The 21694-nt window shown below is 40.7% G+C and carries 12 protein-coding genes and 1 pseudogene; 5 read left to right on the top strand and 8 right to left on the bottom strand.

Going from position 1 to position 21694, the window contains the following annotated elements; all coding sequences use genetic code 11:
• Positions 1-219 precede the first annotated feature (219 nt).
• The 7 genes from D0T51_RS11685 to D0T51_RS11655 form a co-directional block, all read right to left on the bottom strand.
• On the bottom strand, positions 220-1422 hold the full coding sequence (locus D0T51_RS11685) for a primase-helicase family protein (protein ID WP_163729508.1): 1203 nt from the start codon (positions 1420-1422) through the stop codon (positions 220-222).
• A 2-nt stretch (positions 1423-1424) separates the two neighbouring features.
• Positions 1425-1775, bottom strand: coding sequence for a helix-turn-helix domain-containing protein (locus D0T51_RS11680; RefSeq protein WP_163729506.1), 351 nt, complete (start codon positions 1773-1775; stop codon positions 1425-1427).
• 257 nt (positions 1776-2032) lie between these two features.
• Positions 2033-2434 carry a hypothetical protein gene (locus D0T51_RS11675; RefSeq protein ID WP_163729505.1) on the bottom strand — a complete coding sequence of 134 codons (402 nt, stop codon included), beginning with the start codon at positions 2432-2434 and terminating at the stop codon, positions 2033-2035.
• A 3-nt stretch (positions 2435-2437) separates the two neighbouring features.
• Positions 2438-3550 (bottom strand): YhcG family protein, encoded by a 1113-nt coding sequence (locus tag D0T51_RS11670; RefSeq protein ID WP_163729503.1) that lies wholly within the window; start codon positions 3548-3550, stop codon positions 2438-2440.
• 49 nt (positions 3551-3599) lie between these two features.
• The gene (locus D0T51_RS11665) at positions 3600-4862 is read right to left on the bottom strand and encodes a site-specific integrase (RefSeq protein WP_163729500.1); all 1263 of its coding nucleotides are present in this window, start codon (positions 4860-4862) and stop codon (positions 3600-3602) included.
• 340 nt (positions 4863-5202) lie between these two features.
• Positions 5203-5550, bottom strand: coding sequence for a hypothetical protein (locus tag D0T51_RS11660; protein ID WP_163729499.1), 348 nt, complete (start codon positions 5548-5550; stop codon positions 5203-5205).
• The gene (locus D0T51_RS11655) at positions 5547-6110 is read right to left on the bottom strand and encodes an RNA polymerase sigma factor (protein WP_163729497.1); all 564 of its coding nucleotides are present in this window, start codon (positions 6108-6110) and stop codon (positions 5547-5549) included. The genes D0T51_RS11660 and D0T51_RS11655 overlap by 4 nt, the downstream gene beginning before the upstream one ends.
• A gap of 150 nt (positions 6111-6260) precedes the next feature.
• On the opposite strand from D0T51_RS11655, the gene D0T51_RS11650 reads away from it, so the two are divergent.
• The 4 genes and pseudogenes from D0T51_RS11650 (at position 6261) to D0T51_RS11635 (ending at position 14217) form a co-directional block, all read left to right on the top strand.
• Complete coding sequence (locus tag D0T51_RS11650; RefSeq protein ID WP_163729495.1) at positions 6261-6665, top strand: DUF6249 domain-containing protein; 405 nt, start codon at positions 6261-6263, stop codon at positions 6663-6665.
• A gap of 177 nt (positions 6666-6842) precedes the next feature.
• A pseudogene (locus D0T51_RS11645) lies at positions 6843-7931 on the top strand (SGNH/GDSL hydrolase family protein); the annotation flags it as partial.
• A 178-nt stretch (positions 7932-8109) separates the two neighbouring features.
• Positions 8110-9138: an outer membrane beta-barrel protein gene (locus D0T51_RS11640; RefSeq protein WP_163729492.1), complete on the top strand. Its 1029-nt coding sequence runs from the start codon at positions 8110-8112 to the stop codon at positions 9136-9138.
• Between the two features lie 30 nt (positions 9139-9168).
• A complete protein-coding gene (locus D0T51_RS11635; RefSeq protein WP_163729491.1) occupies positions 9169-14217 on the top strand; it encodes a T9SS type A sorting domain-containing protein in 5049 nt (1682 codons plus the stop codon).
• Positions 14218-15675: 1458 nt separating this feature from the next.
• On the opposite strand, the gene D0T51_RS11630 is transcribed toward D0T51_RS11635, so the two are convergent.
• Positions 15676-16539, bottom strand: a complete 864-nt coding sequence (locus tag D0T51_RS11630; protein ID WP_163729490.1) for an AraC family transcriptional regulator — start codon at positions 16537-16539, stop codon at positions 15676-15678.
• Between the two features lie 521 nt (positions 16540-17060).
• Here D0T51_RS11630 and D0T51_RS11625 point away from each other — a divergent pair.
• A partial coding sequence (locus D0T51_RS11625; RefSeq protein ID WP_163729489.1) for a hypothetical protein occupies positions 17061-21694 on the top strand: 4634 nt, incomplete at its 3' end.

Below are 21694 nucleotides of genomic sequence, written 5' to 3'. Positions count from 1 at the left end.
GAGAGGATCAGTTTTGATTGGCGAACAGGGGTCAACGAGGAGAGGATTTTCCAATAAATATCTGTTGTGTAGATTATTACTCGTCCAACAAATTCACAACAAACCAAAATGCCGTTGCAGGCTGTTCACAACAACGATTATTTTGTTGTGCGTTTGTTGTGTTGTTGTTGGAATAGTATACACTTTGATTATCATTGGTTTAAATGATAGAGTAACACATTACAACAGAATTTCATCAATAAGCCCTCGCTTTATTTCCAAGTACCTTCCTTTTCTTTTCATAGGAATGAGATTTCCTTCTATTCCTATGTAATAGAAAGTATAATCACTGTTTTTATCAGATCGAAGTCCCCAGCCATCCTTAAGGATGTTTCGTATTTGAGTTATGTCAGCTTTAAGACCGGCATCACGAATAGTATCCATAAAGTCTTTAGGACAACAAAACATCTTGTCCTCTCCAAGCTTATCCATTACATCCGAGCAATAAGCGGCTATCTCTGCTTCAATCTTATTGGTATTATATTTCTTGATTTTGAGAAGAGCCGATGTTTCCAATAGAGCAGGATTAAACCACATACGGGATTCATTCTTTGTGGATAGCTCCCTATTTAGTAAAAAGTGAAGAAAGCAAGGAATCTCTTTCATCATAAAGCTTCTTAGGTAAATATTATCCTTTTCTATTGGATTTATCTTGCGTACCCAGAACCTTACCTCTTCCTTTGGTATGATAATCGGATTCTTCTCATTGTTAGAGCAAAGGACAAATTTGGCAAAGAACTCTATCTCTTTCCGGTCTTTTCCTTTGGCTTCGATCTTATAGTCGCCTGCTGTTGATAGGTTCTTTATCTTTTCGGTGTCTTCCATCTTGTTCAATAGAAGTTCATCCACCAAGACTAATAACCTGTGCGCCCAGTCTGCGTTAAACTGACTACGGAAATCCTCATTTGAATTAAAGGTGGCGTTCTTCCCGAAGATCATTTTTAAGAAACGAAGGAATGTTGTCTTGCCGGTATTCCGTTCGTTGGATACCAGTAATAGGATAGGAAGCATTTGAGTGGGTTTCATGTAGAGAATCTGCAGATAATCCAAGCCGAGTTCCAGTTGTTCTCCGAATATATGTGTTAGGAATGAACGGATATACGGGAAGTCTCCTTCGACTGGGACATGATTGATGGGCTCGTATTGGTTCAGGTATTTCCCATGTACCTGTTTATAGTCGATATGGTCGGGAATAATACAGAAGCCATCATACTTATCTATCTCCGGTAGGTTGTTCTTACCATAGTCTTGCCGAAGCGTTTCATAACTCCATGGAATCTTTTCTTCTATATAATCGCCACTGATAAGAGGTCGATGTACGGTTTTGTACAATGTGGTGCCAACCCTTAGAAACTTTTCTGCTGCGCTTTCTTTTTCTTTCATGGTCAGAGCCCTCCTTGTCTTTTGCGCATTACATTTCTGTTTATACTCTCGATAACATTAGATGGATCATGAGGAGATTTAACCTGTTGCTCTGCCCAGTCCAATAGTTCTATTCGAGAGAATATGAGCTTATTTCCATACTTGCGGAAAGGCATGGTGCCGGCAGATGTAAGTTTATAGATTTTCGCCTTTGAAGTAGGGAACCCATACTCTTCAAGCACTTGAACTGCAGTATCCAGCGTTATTGTATCAGGTAGTTCTTTAGATGTAGTTGCTACCGGAAACGCTTTTGATACCTCTTCGCTGATGATCGCCCTTAATTCCTCGGACGTTGTTACAATAATATTCTTCATAACACATTGTTTTATTTGTTAATACCTTGCTATCGTCATAGCATTATTAACTGATCAGTGCGACAAAGAAAAGGCAGATACAAATAGTTATAAAACTGAGAATCAGTTTACATAGGTAGGACAAACGGTGTAATAAGTGGAGATAAAAGCGCCATAGGTAGGACATAAGTGGCTATATAAAAGAGAAAAAGGTTTAGAAGTCCCCAGTAGTCCGTATTTGTCACCGCTGTGTAAAGTCAAAAAAAGAATTTAATTTTTTATTGTTTTTGTTTGCGAAGCTGCTCGATAACATCGTCCAAATCAAAGCTGGTTATATTTATGCCAGGTATAACATACTGAGAGATAAATCCCTTTTCTATCCATTGGTCTACGGTGGGACGTGAAACTTTCATCATTTTGGCTAAAAGGTATTTGGAAATAATAGGCTTGCCATTAAATCTCTCTATAAAATTCCCATTGGCAGCATAGTAGTGTTGAAGGTTAGATATGGCTTTGTCTACATCCTGTATATAGGGTTGGTATTTTTTTGTGATAGTGATCTCGATAGAGTCCATATCATAGTCAGCCGCCAGCTCCGGGTCTTTAGACAATTCTTCAATGAGTTGCCCAAAGATAGCGGTATCCTTTGCTTTTATGGTTATCTTCTTGCGGCGAGGCATTGGTTATATATCTTCAAGTTCTTTTTCTAAATCCTCAATACTTGGCAGAGTTGATTTCAACTCTTCTGGAATAGCCTTAGACAATGTAAAGTCAGCCACACCCATAGGAGTATTAATACCGCCTAAAGCATATTCGGCAACCACCTCATTCTTTGATTTACACAATAACAAACCTATTGTCGGGTGATCAGACTCTGTCTTTAAGGTTTTATCGACTGCGTTGATGTAAAAGTTTAATTGACCTGTTTGTGCCGGCGTAAATGCGACAGCTTTCAACTCAATAACTACATAACACCTTAGCCGGATGTGATAGAATAGTAGATCTATATAAAAATCTTGGTCGCCAACATTTATATGATACTGCCTTCCTATAAAGGAAAAACCTTGTCCTAACTCCAGTAAAAACTTTGTGATGTGAGTACAAAGCTGGTCTTCGATGTTTCTTTCATCCATTTTGCCTTTAATGGTAACAAAGTCGAAGATATAGGGATCTTTAAGTATTTGTTCGGCAAAGTCTGATTGAGTAGTCGGGAGAGTTGCTTTGAAATTTGTGATCTTTTTCGCTTCTACCTGCCGCTTGTATAACCCTGTCTCTATTTGCATTTCCAGAACGCTCAAACTCCATCCATCCTGTATGCTTGACCTGATATACCACAATCTTTCTTCTATTTCTTTGACTTTATCCATCAACGCAATATGATGTGACCAGCTTATTTGTGCAAGAGGTGTCTGCACAAATAAGGATTCAAATTGTGCAGACACTGTCTGCACAATTATATCTTGCTGGTTATATTGGTTTTGTGCTGCAAGCTGCTGCATGAATTCGGCAGAATATTCTTGGGCAAACTTTCTCATATACTTCAAATTCCGCACAGAGAAACCTTTTTGCTCTGGGAGTTCCGCCTTCAGGTCTTTTGCCAACTGCTCAATAACCTTTGTACCCCAACCTTGTTGTTGTTGCATTGTCAATATGCCATTCCCTATGTACCAATACATATAGAGCATTTGAGCATTAGCTGAAACAATAGCTTTCAGTTGAGAGTGTTTTACCTGTTGCTTTATTTCAGCAAGAAGGGCTGTATAATCTTTAGTTATTTTGTTTTGCGAAAATTCCATTATCTGTTACTTGTATAAATGTTTGGCAATTTAAGCATTTCTAATCACATCACAACACCTTTGCAGCTTCATCAATCACGCTCGTTGCAAAGCTATCTAAATAGGTGTTGGTAGTGGCAAGATCACTATGCCCCAATATCTGAGAGATAACTTCTCTTGGAATCTGATTATCCTGAAGGGTCATCGCCATGGTATGGCGGCTCACGTAGCTGGTTAGTTTTATATCTGTAATACCTAAAGCAGTAGCCAAGTTTTTAAGATTCTTGTTGTTGCGGCTAAATCTACTCCGGATATGATTGTATAACTGTTCACCCTTATAGCCTTCCTTTGAAATGATGGGAAGCAGATAGTCTCCAATTAGAACAGTATTAGACATAAACCAGTCAAATAATCCTTGTATGGTATCAGTTATTTTTATTTGAATGGGTTTTACCTTTTTTGCATCTTTAGTTTTATGACGTTTATAGACAAGGTAAGTTCCACCGTTGTATCGTACTATATTATCTTTAGTCAGTAAAGCGGCATCCATAAACGAGATCCCATAGCAATAGTAAGTGAAAAGAAACAAGCGACGAGTCATTTCATGCGTAGAGCTCTTCATTTCTGTCGTTTTCAGCTTTTCCAAATAATCGATGGGCAAGTAGCGCTTGGCAGTTTCCTCTTCCAATGATGATATATTGAAGCCTCCTTTGCCAAAAGGATATGTGCTTTCAGACGCTTCCTTGTCTTGTATTGCCTTGTTTAAGCAAGCTCTAAGGGCTTTGAAATAATATTTACGTGTATTCCCTGCACAACCTCTCTTTTGGAGAAAGACATCAAATGCTTTCACATATTTAATATCTATCTCCGGGAAGAGCCTTGTTGCAAACTTATTATCAAATAATTCAAGAAGATGCATCGTCCTCGCATAGCAGGCTGCATTGCCAAAGTGATTAGTGTCTTTGAGGGTTGTAATTAGAGAATCAAAATAGTCTTTGACATTACCTTTGCTTGAGTAATGGAAGAATTCTCTTTCAAATTGGTTAGGAGTCCAGTCTATTTTATTTTGTTCAAAGGTTGAAAGTATCTTTAGTATTTCGGCTTTCTTCTGGGTTATCCAGTCATTTAGAAATACCCGGTCCGGATGTAAACTCATAACCCTCTTGTCAGTGATAAATCTTTCCGTTTTGTTATCCCACTGGTGAGCTTCAGCATATATGCCAAGAGCCATAACTTTTCTTTTGTTCTCCTTGCGTACGACTAACCAGATGGCATATCCTTCCTTATATTTGTACTTATCGGCGACCCACATCTTAAACGATACATATTTCATATTCTCTGGAATTACTGACGTTTTGCAAAAATAGGGAATAAAATCAGAATATAAACAACAAAATATCAGATAATTAATATGCAAAAAACTACTGACGTTTTCAAGGAAAATAGATACAAAACAAGCCATATAAGAGTAAACCGCAAAGAGATCATAAACGATTATATGTCTGTATTACAATTAGATATAAAATAATACAAATAAATAGCATGCTTCTGGGGGGCGTGTGGTCGCAGGTTCAAATCCTGTCATCCCGACGGATAATTATCAGAGACTTACAAGAGATTGTGAGTCTTTTTTTTATTTGTGCGTGACGGATTCGTGATCCGATTTTATACCCTCACTCCTCCTTATGTCTTTCTCTGTATTTTTTTCGCATCAGATAATCTCCTACTAATAAGATAAAGGCCAATGCTCCTATGAAAAAGTAGAAAGAAGGAATCGTCAGGGAGGACCAATCGATTGTTATTTGGGGGATCTTCATATAGAGGAAAGCAACTGTGGCTAATGCCAGAATGGCCAGGGAAGCAAGAATTACAGCAATCAGCCCTCCGTATTCATTTTGTTTTTTTACACGGGCAGACTCTGCCAAGACCTGCTGCATGAGGTTGGTGCGGAAATCTACGGGCAACTGCTCTTCCGGCAATTGCTTAAACAGATTCTTTAGTATGTCTTTTTCCCTATTCATACGGATGTATCCTCCATCTCTTTTAATAAAAAAAATAATCTCTTCCGGATGCGATGCAATTTTGTTTTCACGTTTGCGGCCGATAATCCGGTGATAATAGCCACCTCTTCTATTGTTTTCTCCTGCATATAGAATAACAGAATAAGGAAACGTTCCTTTTCCGATAAGCGGTTTAATGCAACTTCCAGTCGAAGTATCTGTTCCGAATTATCAATCTGTCCCAAGGCATCAGCCACCTCTTCTTCCGATACATTACTGACCTGTGTCTCTTCAATAGCCAAAAACTCCTGCTTTTTCTTGCGGGTTTCCGATATGGCCGTATTATACGCAATCCGGTATATCCAGGTGGAAAAACTACTATCTCCTTTGAAGGAAGAGAGCTTTTTGAATACCTTCATGAAGACGTCCTGTGCCAGTTCTTCTGCGTCTTCGCGGTTGCGCACCACTTTTACGATTAACGAATGTACCTGTGCACTATACCGGTCAAGTAAACATGCGAAGCATTCCGTATCCCCCGCTTGTATCCTTTGCACATAATATATGTCACTGTACAATTCCATTTGTATAGTATGACGCAATGCCGGTGAATAGGTTACAACTTCCTGATACAAAAATAAAAAAAATATTTTTCTTTTACCTATGTGTAACCTACTGTCTATTATTGCGTCAAATAGGCAAACAAAATTAGTAATCATTAAATTGTACACATTATGATGGATTTTATTACTATTCCGGTTGTTGTAGGAATTGTCTGTATTGGGATATATGGTTTGTTCGAATTGTTTGCGCGTCGTAAAGAACGTTTGGCCATTATAGAAAAGATAGGAGACAAGCTGGATATTTCAGCCTTTGAAGGAAAACTGAGGCTTCCCCATTATGTACGCAACTTTTCTTTCAGTGCTTTGAAAGGTGGATGCCTGATGGCAGGTATTGGTTTGGGGCTTTTGGTAGGGTTTCTTATTAATTCAAATTCGGCAGATTATGTAGAGAATATTGATAAATGGCGTTTTCGTGAGATAGCCGGTGTCGTTTACGGGGCATCTGTTCTTCTTTTTGGAGGTATTGCTCTTATCATTGCTTTTGTATTGGAATTAAAAATTGCAAGAAAAAAATAAAATTCTTGTTTGCTTGTGTGTTTGAGGCAGATCTTTTGAGGTCTGTCTCTTTTTTTATTCTATTTGCAGAACAAAGGATACAGTCCGTTTCTTTTCATGGAAAATAAATTTTTCTTTCGCATTACGCTCGCCTTTTTACTATATTTACGCGTCTAAATCTAAAAAAACTTCTCTCTCATGAAAAAAACGATCAGTCTGTTTCTTTTTATCTGTATCCTGCACATCCTTCCGGTACATGCGCAATACAAATGGTTCAATCCACTCAATGCTGAATTTCCAGTCATTCAAAATCAAGGATGGACTGAAGAGATAGGTCATAGTTATGTACGTCTTCCGCAACGGGCTCAATCCGTTGTCAGAGAGGCCGTATGGAATCTTTCCCGTCATTCATCCGGCCTTTCTATCCGGTTTTATAGTAACGCGCCTCAACTGTCTGTCCGTTATGGGGTAACAGGAGCATACAGTATGCCGCATATGCCGGCAACGGGTGTTTCCGGTGTCGATTTATATGCAATTGACAGTGATGGGAAATGGAACTTTTGCTTTGGCAACTACGCTTTTAATGATACTATCCAATATCATTATAACCTTATAGGGAAGGAGAAATGCCCTGAGGAAGGATTTGAATACCGCCTTTCCCTTCCGCTTTTCAATAGCGTTAGTTGGTTAGAGATCGGTGTGCCGCAAACGAGTGAGCTGACTTTTATTCCTTTATCCCCTGAAAAACCGATAGTATTATATGGTACCTCTATTGCTCATGGCGCCTGTGCTTCTCGACCGGGAATGTCTTGGGCCAATATCGTGCAACGTAAACTAGACTATCCGTTAATAAACTTAGGTTTTTCCGGTAATGGACGATTGGAAAAAGAACTCCTGGATCTGATTGGAGAAGTAGATGCCCGCCTTTATATTTTGGATTGTCTTCCCAATTTAGGAGGGAGAGAAGAAAGTGAGATCTGCCAACTCATAGTCGAAGCCGTTCGGCAATTACGAAAGAAACAGAAGGCTCCTATTCTTCTGGTAGAGCATATAGGGTATAGCAATGCAGCAACCGATACGACGCGATTACTTAATTATGAGAAATGTAACAAGGCATCCCGCAAAGCCTATGGAATATTGTTATCGGAAAATACGGATAAGCTGTATTACCTCACCCGGGAAGAGTTGAATATACCTGCAGACGGTTGGGTCGATTATATTCATCCTTCCGATTTGGGTATGCAGGCACAGGCCACTGCAGTGGAGAGGAAGATTAGAGAAATCCTTTGAATATTAATGCGTGAGCTAATATAAAAAATGTAATTTCTTTTGTTCTAAAAAGAAAAAGGTTGTACTTTTGTCTTCGAAATTTCACAAAAACGCCACTTTTAGAGAATGTTTTGCATCTAGTGATAGAAGCTGGATGTGTGAGTAAGAAGTAAAGTAAACGTAATTAAAGTATTGCATGAGAAGTATTTATGTGTTGTGTAGCCTTTTGATTTTAGGAGGAGCTACATTGAGTGCGCAAGGTCGCCAACAACAATTAGATTACAGACAAGAAGAAAGAGATTCAGCCGATTATTTCAAAGGTTCTTATCTAACAGTGTCTGCCGCAGTGGGTAGTTCTACCCTGAATTATAAGCTGAACAGCTTAGGAGAAAAAGGAACCCGTAAAGGGGAACTGGGTTATGGAATCGATGTGAAGTACAGCTACTTCTTTCATCCGCATTGGGGGGTAACCTCCGGAGTCGGCGTATCCTATTATGGTACTACCGGCAAGTTAAAAGGCAGTATGAAGGAAGAAACCTTCTATGATTTAGGAAAGTTGACCGATAACGATTGGCAACCTTCTGCTCCTAAAGATTTTCATATGCGTACGCGCATCACCAACCTGGAGGAGAAACAAACGACTTATTTCGTCGAAATTCCTTTGATGTTGTCTTATCATACCTACTTTAGGGAGCAAAGCTCTTGCTGGGGTATTTATGGAGGTTTAGGAGCCAAGCTGCAACTGCCTGTCTCTTCCCAATTTAAGATCAAAAACGGTGCAAAGAGTGAATTCAATGTATCGGGACTCTATGACGGTATCCCGACAGATATGGGATCACCGGCCAATCCTCCTGTGCCGCAACACGGTTATGGCACGATTACGGATCCGAACAGTACACTTCATTGGGACGACAAAGCCAAACTGAAAATGGGTGTAGCCGCCACGGCAGAGTTGGGTGTTCTATTCTCTTTGGATAGAAGTACCGACCTATTGATAGGTGGTTATATTGATTACGGATTGACGGATATGAAGAAGAACGACAAACAAGGATTGTTTACCGCTCCTTCCGTATATCATCCCGCTGCAGATAATCAGATTGGGACAGGTATCCGCTACAATGGGATGCTTAATTCCAATGTGACAGGCAAGATCCGCCCGATTTCTTTCGGAGCCAAGATTGCCCTGAAGTTTAAGATGGGTGGAAAACAAAAGAGAGAAGAATAATAGAAAAAACAATATGAACAGTATTAAAATATGAGACGAAATATACGTATTGTATTGTTTGTTTGCTTGTTGTCTATCGGTATGTCCGGGTGGGTGAAAGCAGACCAGGTGGTCACGAATAACAATGACAGTGGAGCGGGTTCTCTTAGGCAAGCTATTATAGATGCTACAGCCGGAGAGACCATAACCTTTGATTCCGGTATAACGGCTATCACATTGAATACTGAGATCACAATAGACAAACCTCTGACAATTGATGGGAAAAAAGCGGTTACAATAACAGCCGGTTCTTATAATCGCGTTTTTGATATTACCGGAACGTTTTCCCAAGGAAGTGAACTGCGTATGGAAGGACTTACCTTAGTAGGTACAGGTTCATTCAATTCCACAAGTGCTAGTGAAAAGGGTGGTTCGATTTATGATTCCTCAGAAGGAATGACTCTCACTTTTGTCCATGTGACTTTTGATACAAATAATACTGGATATTATTATGCAGAGTATGGTGGAGCTCTTCATTCGAAAGGAAATAAGGTTATAAATATTATAGATTGTACTTTTGAAGAAAGTCTGAAAGCTAAAACCGGAGGAGGTGCTATTTATTGGACTACTTCTATGAAAGACTCCAAGGCTCAATTAAATATATCCGGAAACACAAAATTTATAAAAAATTCGACTACTGGCTCTGGTCAGGGTGGAGCTATTTATATTGCAGGCAATGTAGATCTGACAATTTCTGATAATGTTTTATTTTCCGAAAATATATCTCAGCATTATGGAGGTTCTATTTGTGTGAACGGAAATGGGAAGCTCACGATGACCGGAGGTTGTTTTGAGAATAATAAAAGTTATTATGGCGGAGCGATTTGTTGGTTTGTACCTGATGGTGGTAAGGGCGAATTCCATATATCTGGAAAGTCTACATTCACCAACAATAAGGCCCCTTATGGCGGAGGTGGTATCTATGTCGATGGAGATGTCGCATTGACCATTGACGGAGAAAAAATTTCCCCCAATGTTTATAGTGTTGAATTTGCCGGTAATACGACCGATTATAATGGAGGAGCTATTGGCATTAACAATACAAAGGACGGATCAGAATTGAATATCTCATCTGTTGGCTTCTCTAAAAATATAGCCGGAGATATAGGGGGTGCCATTTGCATTAATAGTCAGAAATGTACGAAAAATACATGTACTATTGAAGATGCCTATTTCTTTCAAAATGAAGCAAAAGGAACCTTTCAGGGAGGGGGTGCTATTTATTACACAGAAGCTACACTGACTGTTAGAAACTCTGTATTCATTGAAAATAAAGCAATGAAAAAAGAGGGAGGAGCTATAAAAGGAAGGCTGAAAGAGTATAAAGATACGGACAGGCCTCTTACAATAACAGGCAGTGAGTTTATTTCAAATGAATCATTAGAACATGGGGGAGCTGTTTCTTTGAAAATCCAATTCAAAAATCAAGGAAATGTAAAGCAGACAGCAACTATTAACGGATGTACCTTTAATAAGAACCAGACACATGAAGTATACGAAGGTGGCAAATTAATAGATACCCGAAGTACCGGAGGGGCTGTTTCAATTACATTATTAGAGAATGGAAGTACAATTGCTGGAGAGTTTTTGGATAATCATTTTTCAGAAAACACCTCTGTGGGATCAGGGGCGGCTATCGCCATTTATGATGCAGCTAATTCTAAAGTGATAGGACGGAGTGTCGCCGCTGTTTTTAGAGGGAAGTTCGAAAACAATAGTACGCAAAGTAGAGGAGGTGCTATTTATTCAAACGCTGTTCCTCTTACTATTTTAGAAGGATCAGAGTTTACGAGTAATAAGGCAGGAAATATAAGCGTAGATGGAGGAGGTGCTATTGCTTTGGTCTCCCCAGGGAGTAAACCTGAGGATCTCCTTCCCATGGACCTTATTATTCAAAAAGGGGTCACTTTTACAACGAATGAAAGCAAAAGAGGAAGCAGAGATGGTTCCGGAGGAGCTGTTTTCTTTATTACTACTGGTACGTTTGAATGTGCGGCTGATTTTATCGGAAATAAAGCAGATGGAGACGGGGGAGCTATCGTCCTTATGAACGCAAAAAAAGCGCGAATAAAGAGAGGTAAATATATCGGGAATACCGCAGGATTTTGGGGTGGTGCCATCCTTTTCTATGCTGTCGGGGAGGTAAAGATTGCAGAAAATGGCAATGTCCTTTTCCAGGAAAATAAAGCAAAGCGTAGTGGTGGAGCTATGAGCATAGAAGCGAACACGAACTTAGAGGGTGTTGCCAAATTTGAGAAAAATGAATCGTTAGAGCATGGGGGAGCTGTTTATGTAAAGAATAGCGCATGTAAACTAACTGGGACAGAAAATACATCTGTTGTCTTTACTCAAAATAAAACGAATGGTTCTGGAGGAGCTGTTTATGCAAATAATAGCGTATTTAAAGTAACTGGGACAGAGACTAAATCTGCTGCTTTTACTCAAAATGAAGCGAAAGATTCTGGAGGAGCTCTCTATTTGTTGAGTAATTCAACGGCCAATCTAACCGATGTTGTATTTGAAAGGAATATAGCTGGAGGTACTACATACGGTGGTGGTGGAATTTTAAATTATGCTAGTACTCTGACTATGCAGAGGGGCCATTTTATTGGTAATACCAGTACGAATGGAAGTGCAATTTACAGTCTTTCTGGTGTGAATACAAAAGTCACTGATGTGAAAATATTGAAAAATGTATCTACGGCACACAATGGTACTGTTTATATCCGTCAAGGTGTAAGTGAATTTACCAATGTCTTGATTGCTGAGAATACTGCTGCTGGCAATTTTAGTGGTTTTTTAAATACCGGAAAAACAGTTTTAACCAATGTGACAATTGCTAATAATGTAGGGTTGCATACTAATAACCTATATAATATAGGTACACTTAAGCTTCAAAATACAATTATCTGGAGAGGCAGTAAATTCATTGGACCCTATAATATTTACCCCGCAGGGACTGTGACGGCTACTCATAGCTTAATAGAAGGATACACCCAAAATCAAAACGGTAATATCGAAGGTGTAGTAGCCAATGCGCCTGTCTTCCATCCGAACTTCTACTCGCTGAAGGCAATCAGCCCGGGCGTAGATGCCGGAGATAAGACTTATCCTGAGTTGACTGGTATCCTTTACGACCTAAACGGTAACAAACGTGTTATCGGATCTGCTATCGATATGGGTGCCTTCGAAACGAAAGGCTTAGGTGCCGGATTTATAAATGACAATCTGGCTTGTGAAGGATTCAAAGGCAGTCTTCCGATTCGTCTCGAAGGGGATGGTCCCTGGATTCTTTCTTATAAGAAAGAGGGAGATGCTACTTCGACCCATGTTTCGGTGAGTGTCAAAGAGGTAAACTACAATATGTATGAACTGAAAGACCTCGAACCGGGTGTCTATACGTTGACAGATATTCAATCAGAGGGTGTGTCTGGAATCATTTCTAGCCCGCAAGCCGAACTGAAAGTCATCCCTTCTCCCCAGGTCGATCCTATTCAGGGTCCTTCGGAAGTAAAGGTAGGTGAGACGATGGATTTATACAATACAACACCGGGGGGTGAATGGTCTGTGAGTGATTCTAACCTGGCCTCGATTACGCAGGAGGGTGTGTTAACCGGTATACAACCGGGTATCGTCAAGGTATGGTATGTGGTAAGAAATACCGATGTGTCCGGCTTCTCTTGTGAGACCATTGTGATGCATGAGGTGCGGATACGAGCGGTTACAACGCCTCCGGATCCTGATCCGGTCGATCCCGAACCGGAGTTTCCTTCTGTAGTGCCGGAACCGGGTCCGATCCCTGTACCTTGGGAAAGCGAAGCCTGTTGTACGGATGCTTACTTTGCGGTAGCTTATGAATTCTCCAATGTCGGTCCCGACTTGCGGTATGCAGTGGCTTTTACCGAAAGATCCAAGGCTGCCGGATTCGAAGATATACGGACCTATGCGGAACTTCCCGCCGGGGGAGTAATTGCGATCAAGGTGCCTGCCGGTGTGACGCCGGGAACTTACTCCGGTTATATCCTGTTAAACAAAAAAGGCTCTGCTGCGTATGATATGTATCCGTTCACGGTCACTGTCAAAGCGGGCGTGGAGATCATCGAACAGCCTGAGGCGATCACCCAACAGGTGATAGGAGAACGCTTTGTGCTTTCTGTCAAAGCAGAAGGAAGTAACCTGCGTTATCAATGGTATTACAACGATCAAGAGATCGAAGGGGCCACCTCGTCTACTTATGAAACGGTGTATAGTCCGGAGAAAGAGGGTCTTTACTCTGTCAAAGTCTATGGCGATTGCGACTGGGAGGAAAGTGATAAGGTGATGGTGACGGGCTGTTTCAGTGTGTTGATGAAATGGGACGATGTCTTGTATGTGCAAAACACCGATGGCCGTTTTGTCGCTTTCCAATGGTACCGCGAAGGCAAAGCCCTGACCGAATGGGGCAGTTCCGTTTATTATACGAACCCGAAATACGGTTTGACAGGAACTTATAAGGTACGTGCCTATTATGCCGACGGCAGTTATATGGAAAGCTGTCCGATCGTATTCGATCATATCCAGATCTACCGGAAATGGGGAGATATGTTGGCTACGAGTCATCTGAACGAAGAATATGTGCGTTATCAATGGTTCAAGAACGGAAACGAGATTGTCGCCAATGCTAATTCCGAGTATTACGAAGACCCGGAAGGCTTGGATGGCACCTACTTTGTACGTGCTTATTGCGCAGATGGCAGTTACCGGGAAAGTAACCACCTCCTGTTCGACGGCAGTACCCTGCATGCGGTAAGTACGAAAGTCTCCGTATATCCGACCATCGTTGAAAGAAGTAATTACATCACAGTCGAAAGTGATGAATTGGGAGGCAGCTATGTAGGTGGAACCGTTGACATGTATAACCTGTCCGGTAAGCGTGTCTACACAGAGCGCCTGCGTACTCCGCTTCTTCATGTGCCGGCTAATCAACCGGCAGGTGTATACATCCTGCAGGCCACAGCCCCTGATGGACAACGGACGACGAAAAAGGTGGTTATAAAGTAATCAAAGGAGTCAAAAGGAGTTAAGGAGTCTGCTGAGGACGAGATAACTTTTTGATAATCCAACGATCCCTATTCAACCAATAATCCCTATTCTATTTGTAATTCTTGTAGGAGACTTACGAATGGAATAGGGATTTTTTTATTTCATCCCTTTGCCGTTATTTTTTTCAATACTTTTTTGCTGTCGACGACCGTCGGCAGTACTGTTGACAATTGTCAACAGTACTGTCCATAGCTATCGACAGTACTGTTCATAGCTATGGGCAGTAAAATAGTCCTTGTTGAAATTGGAAGAAAATGAAGAACGAAGAATAAGAAGTGAAGAAAAAGCGGTGGTAAGTGGTTAGTGATGAGTGCTTAGTGATTAACGATTAATGATTAGTGACTGGCACTATCTTGGTTCCTCTTCTTGGATAAGAAGAGGGGGACCGCCGGCGTAGCTGGTGGTGGAGCAGTTTGATGTATTATTAAATTGTATATCAAATAGATATCTCTGGCAAAAGCAATAAGAAACAGGTATGAATAGTTACTCTAAAATAGGTATATACATTTATAAAGAATTCAAACTGCTCCACCACTNAAGAAGAGGAGCCAGGATAGTGCTAGTCACTAATGATTAATTGTTAATTATAAATTGTAAATTATAATCTTTCACGCTTCACCCATCGTTAATCATTAATCGTTAATCACTAATCGTTAACCATTAACTGTTAATCGAATTAAGAAATTCAAGCCTTATATTAGGAAATAATTTGAAATTTGTTACCTTTGTGAACCATCCGGAGGGGGAGAAGTTGTCGTTCTGTCACTTATGAAGAGACGGAACGAACGCTTTGAGCATCTTTATTTAATGTCGCAAATATAGATTTTATCACCCCTGTCGGGGTTCTGCATTTCTTTTTTTTTATTCATATCTCCATCCTTATTTTATAAGGTTTCCACTGCAAAGTAATGGGCTTTTTAAAAGTTGACCCCTTTCAGGGCTCACGGTATCTATTGACTGTATACCACGGGTTTGACAACCCGCGGTTATTCACATGTTACCCCTCCAGGGTAATTGTGTCTACTGCCTCTTTTCCTGTACATACATGGTTACCTGTAAGTGTATAGTTATCTAACTGATAATGATCCAAATATCAACTGTATTGACCGGTGCTATCCTAGCTCCCCTTCTTGGATAAGAAAGGGGGGGGGGGACCGCTGCTTGCAGTGGTGGGGCAGTTTGAATTCTTTATAAATGTATATACCTATTGATATACAATACAATAATACATCAAACTGCTCCACCCCCGCCTACGCCGGCGGTCCCCCTCTTCTTCTCCAAGAAGAGGAGCCAGGATAGTGCCAGTCACTAAACATTAATTGTTAATTATAAATTGTAAATTATAATCTTTCACGCTTCACCCATCGTTCATCACTAATCACTAATCACTAATCACTAATCACTCATCACTAATCGTTAACCCGTTCTCCCTCCCTCCTGTAAGGCTTTGTTTCGTATTTTGCTCGGCGCGGCTCCCAGGTGCTTTTTGCAGTAGTCCGTAAACTGTGGCAGGGATTGAAAGCCACGCTCTTCAGCAATCTGCCGGCAGGTTTTGTTGGTGGAGTGTATCTCGTGAAAGATCAGCTCCACTTTCTTCTTGGTCATCCATCGGTAGGCGGAAACGCCGAAGGCCTTCTTGAACTTTTTGTCGAAGTTCGACAGGCTGCAGGTACAAAGAGTCGCGAATTCATTCACGGTCTTTACCCGCATATAGTTCTTCAATACAAAGTCGGCAAATTCCCCCCCTACGCCTATCACCGGATAAAACAAAAGAGCCAACTCCCTCTTTGCATAATAAGCGCGGAACAGGAAAAAGAGTTCTTTTATTTTCAGTTCCATATACTGTTGACAATGAAGTCCGTTTTCCATATAAAGAATCAACCCGGAAAGGAACTTCTGCACGACAGGGCGCATAGGCATCGATGGCAATTTATGCGTTTCCATCTCCTCCTTGAGTAGATTATCAATCGAAAAAGTATCACAAAAACGAATGGTTTCCTGAAGGCGCATCACCAGAAAAGAAACCCCTCCTTTTGTTTTAGCCTGGAAATGGCAACCGGAAGGCAATAACAAGATCTTACCATTACAGACTTTCTCATTCTTATACGCATCAAAAGATACATTCATGTTTCCTTCAAGTACAAATACCAATTCCGTATGGAAAAGCACCTCTTCCCAACAATCGTTTATCTGATGATTTACAACCTCTATCAAAGGCTGCATTTCTGACTTATTCATATGACAGCTTATCGGCTGCTCATCACAAAGCCTGTTTTTCATAACTTCCTATTATTTAGTTGTTTACATTTTGTTTGTAAATAGATATTTTTTTCTGTTCAAACACTTACTTTTCTATCTCTTTCTGAATAAGGTTATTATATGTTCTTTTTGAATAAAAAGACATCCTCCTTTTTCAAACACTGTTTTCGAATTATTTGCAAAGTCTTAAAAACAAGAAAAAGCAAACAGTTAATCCTTTAAAAACGAGTGCGTTTACTCCCCGTAACAGGGTGTTCCGTCTCTTCATAAGTGACAGAACGAATCATTCGTGTATAAACAATTGAATAAGAAAGAGATAACCGTTTATTAATTTAAAAAGAGAAAAAATGAAGGAAAATCGAAAACAAACGAAAAAGGCCGAAAACCGAAAAAAAAGACAAAAACGGAGAGAACATTTATTTGTTAAAAATAACTAATCAAAAAAGTCTTATATAATACAATTAATTTATGAAACAGATTGACTTACGTAAACAAACAAAAAGTCGTTATCCGGACANAGTTCGAGGTGGCGGCTTTGGTGTATGATGCTGTTGGCATTATTGGCAACGAATGCATCGCTCCTGGCGCAGATGAATTGGGAGTCGGGATATCCTAAATTGACTCCTGGTGTTCTTACCGTGGAGGGTGATGAGGGCCTTTTGGAAATATATATGACTACCTCGGCCGAGGTGTCGAATGCACAATTCACGATTACAATTCCCGACAATATGAGTTGTCCGGGCGTTGTGTCGGAAAATGCGATAGCCTATAGCGCACCGGCTGTGGCGAATGGAAAAGCAACGATTCGGGTTACCTCGAATGGGGGAACATTGCCTGCGGGATCGACCGTGCATTTTAAGGTAAAGCTGAAAGCGCTTTGTGGTGTAGTATCGAACGGTAGTTTGGTGGTTACACCGCTGTCGGGAACTACTACGGCCGTAGGTGACGTAAAGTCGGAAGTTTTCCAAACACAGGTACCAAGTATTCAGATGACAACAACGAATAAGACTGTACCTTATACAACTCCGGACACCTTCCAACCGGTTTCTTATAAGCTAAGCTCAATGAATGGAGATGCAAAGGCATTCAAAATCAATTTGGTGGTTGATGAATATACGACTTTGCAAACCTTTGTATATGGAGGAACTTCAATTACTCCGGTCATCTCGGCAGACAAAAAAACTTATACATTAAACTTGACTGATCTGTCTTCCACAGAAAAAACATTGAGTTTTGAAGGTGCCAGTAGTATGTTTGGTAACCACTTGATAACACCTACCGTACAATATCCGTCGGCAAAGAATTGTGCAACGGTGAATGGGCATGTGGTGACATTGAGTTCGCCAACCATTGTGGGACTTCCTTATATGACACGTACTTCTTCAGCCTATGTTGAAGATAATAAAACAACTGTGATTGCCCGTGCCGATGTAAAAGTAGATGGCTCTACCCGGACATGGACTAAATTTGTCTATGAGAATACCGGTGAAGTGGAGGCCTGGAATATAAAGGTTGTATTAAGGAGTCAAGGGGGATATACCTATATTGAAGATGTGAATGAGATCTATTACCAGTTAGGCAGTGGAGCATTAATAAAAATGCCTTCTGAATGGATTACTTCTACGACGATTGTGGAGAGTGCGCCAAGTCGTACCTATAAATCGACAGTAGAAGGAAAAACAAAAGTTGTTTCTTTTAGTATTCCAAAAACTATTAAATTAGGAGTTAACGAGACAATCACATTTTATGCTCCTACAATCAATGGAGAGATTTATGATAATACAGTAGTAGGTTATTATAATAGTAGTTATACTCATCAATTCTTATCTAGTGAAATTTATGTAACAGCTACTAATGGGGCTGGTGTGGCAGGCAATCAAACAGCAAATGGAGGACTTCATTGGAATGATATTTCTGCTTTTGCTAAAATGCCGGCTAGTTTTTCTATTAGACAGGGTGCAAGTATAATCCAGGAAATACCTCTTGTTAGAGGTGCCAGTAAAATGAAAGTATCAGTAAAACTCCCTTCCTGGTTAAAATTAGATAATTCATCGGGTGATCCCTTTGTTTGGACCAGTAGTGATAAAACTTATTCGGCCGTAGAGAATGAGGCAGATCTGACAGCTGATCCCCCTTATAAAGTGTACACAACCAATACTTGGAATGCCAATGATATTATTACTTTCAAATATAAAGCAGATGGGTTTCCATCCACCGAATCCAATAAAGAAGGGACGATCTCTTATTGGATGGACTATGATTATAATGGACAAATTCTTACTAAAATATATCATGTAACTCAATCTGTAACTCTTCTTTGTGAAGAGGATGGAGCTGTCTTGGAAGATTTTTCTGTATACCGTAAAACACGAGGGTTACAGGATAGTGATAATAATCGTATCCCGGATGCACCTACCGCAGATGCAAAAGATGGCGAGATGGATATGACAAAATATTTGGTTGGAGACAAAGGAGAGTTTCGTTGGAAAGTGCGTATAGCTAATGGAGCATCTTATCCGCATTTATATCTGCCAGTGACAACAAATGATATAAGCAGTGCTAATATTGAACTTCTGCCAACTGAAGCAACGGTTAGTGGTTCTTCTATAGTGACAGTGGAACAACCGAGTGCCAATACATTTTATGTGCGGATAGATGGAACATTGGTTGGAGGACAAACGGTAGATATTGCTTTGCCTTTTGTGGCTAAGTCTCAAAATGCTAAACAAGGATCTCTTATATCGGGATGCTTTGTCACAAATAACCCGTTGGATCCTTTTGATTCTTCAAATCTTTCAGAGAGAAAAGGGAAAGATTCGCAAGATAGATTAATGGGTGTGTATACCTTTGGTAATGGGATGAGTATGTCATCTGGGATATTGGAATTTAATAGTACGGATGCTGAGAAAAAGGAATTCAGACCTTATATTTTCGCTGGTGCTTCTTCTTTAGCACCTCCTTATTTTATCAATGAGGTTCGTCGAATATATTATCCTTTATCTATAATATGGGAATTACCCGATGGTTATCAACTTTATGGACAAAAAATGGTTGTGAACAGAGCTATATCTGATACTCAAGGACCAGCTACTAAAGAGCCTACAGTAGTAATAGACGGCAATACCTATACTTTTGATATGGCATCACTTTATAATACGGATGTTGATAGCAATGAAAACAGTTTAAGTCTTGATGATTGGGCTTTATCGGATGATACATGGAGTCAGTATGTTACATTCTATATCCAAGCCACCAAAGGTGTCACTTATGGTTCAAGTGAAGCTAAAGCTACTATTTTATGGAAAAACCTACAAACCGGAGCGGAAGAAACATCTGTTAGTGCTAAGGGCTTCTACTACAACGGCCTAAGCACCGACCTGCAATTAAGCACTAACCAACTTTATTCATATGGTTCTTCTTTGAATATCCCTCGTTTGTCGGTAGGTACTCCTAAGGGTGCTTTGGACAGAGTTTGGGTGTATGTCGATGGGAATGTAAATAACCTGAAGCTAACGAATGTTGATGGTGGAGCTATTACCAATGGCTCGGGAGCCGGCAACCGCTGGTTGGAGATCACGACAACGGGATTGGCAGCCGGTAATGTGAAAGAATACACATTCGATTTCAATTACTTAGGTCGCACAGACGGTAAGAATGAAAAGGATACGATCGTTATCTATACTGTTTCGGACTTTGGAGATGCTACCTTCCAGGATCCGACCGCATCGGCGCTCGATCCGACGGATACAGACCATGTGGGAGCCCTTCGCCGCTTGGTGATTATCCCCGGTGAAGCACGTGTTACCGGTAGTCTGTCGGTAGACGATCCGGCATTAACCTATAATACCCCTTATACATTAACGGCTACGATCGACGGAACCGTTAGTCCGGGTATGCTTCGCAATCCGCAGATAGAGATAAAAATACCTAAAGGGCAGGAGTATATACCGGGAACGCTTAGTTTAAATTATGCGGGAAGTACAGCTTATAACCTGTCTTCACTGGAAACAGTTCTGACCACGGATAATACCAACAGTACGTTTGGACCTTTGGCGGAAAGAACCTTTGTTTTCAGCCTGAAAGATATTCTGGGAACGGATGTGATTATGCCGGGTTATTTAAGTTCCGACCTTGCGGATACAGACGCGAAGCGTATTGCCACATTGACGGCAGACTTCAAACCGATGTGTAATACCATTCTAACAGGTATTCGTTTTAACGGTGAGATTGAAGCAGAGAATCTAAATACCAGCCTCGGCCGTTTTTCACAATCGTTGACGCCTGCCAATTTGAAAAGTTATACTTTCGATGTAACAGCGGAAGTGGATGGTGGTAACCTGGCCTTTAATGAAGGACAGACAGATAAGACCCTGAAGGTGACTATCAAAAAGACAGTAGGACTATCGGCTATCGATGCAACGGATTATATTCAGTTGGAGATGCCGGCTATGATAAACCTGAAAGGTGTCGGTACGATTGCGAGTGGGGCCATTAGTGGTATCAATGGTTCTATTACGGTGGACGAGAATGATGATACAACGACTCCTGGCAGTCGGGTTATCCGCCTTGCCCTGCCGGTGTCTACTATCAATCTGGATGGAGACAAAGGATTCAATAAAGAAATTGTGTATGAGATACCTATTACTTATACAGTTTCAGCATCCGATGGAGTTCAACTGATAGAAGCAAAATATATATCTTCAGCCTCTTTTGATTCCGATTGTACGAGTGGAGCAGTCACTTTAGGCAGTGACGATGTAGAAGTGGCTATCCTGACGGCTCTCACTGATCCTTATGTGGTATCCGTTGACGAATCGGTTACCTTGGGCATGAGTACGACTAATTTCACCGGTAAATGGTATTCCGACGCCAGTTTATCCACTGAAGTTTCTGCAACAAATAGTTATACCTATACGCCAACCTCCACTGAAACAGGTGAACAAACCTTCTATGTCTCTGCCATTATCAATGGTACGGATTATGGCAAGGTACCTGTCAAGGTGATGGTGTACCCATCATTAACCTTTGCCGTAACAGATGCCGCCATCTGCCCGGCAGGTAGTATCGACCTGTCTACTTTGGTGAGTGGTGATGCGGTAGCTTCGGGAACGACCACTGTACTGAAATATTACGAAAGCAATCAGACAACCTTATTAGGTAGTAGCACTGTTAGCCC

This window comes from Parabacteroides sp. 52 (assembly GCF_010500925.1).
Taxonomy (GTDB): domain Bacteria; phylum Bacteroidota; class Bacteroidia; order Bacteroidales; family Tannerellaceae; genus QVMG01.
This window is presented reverse-complemented; position numbering and strand designations above follow the sequence as displayed.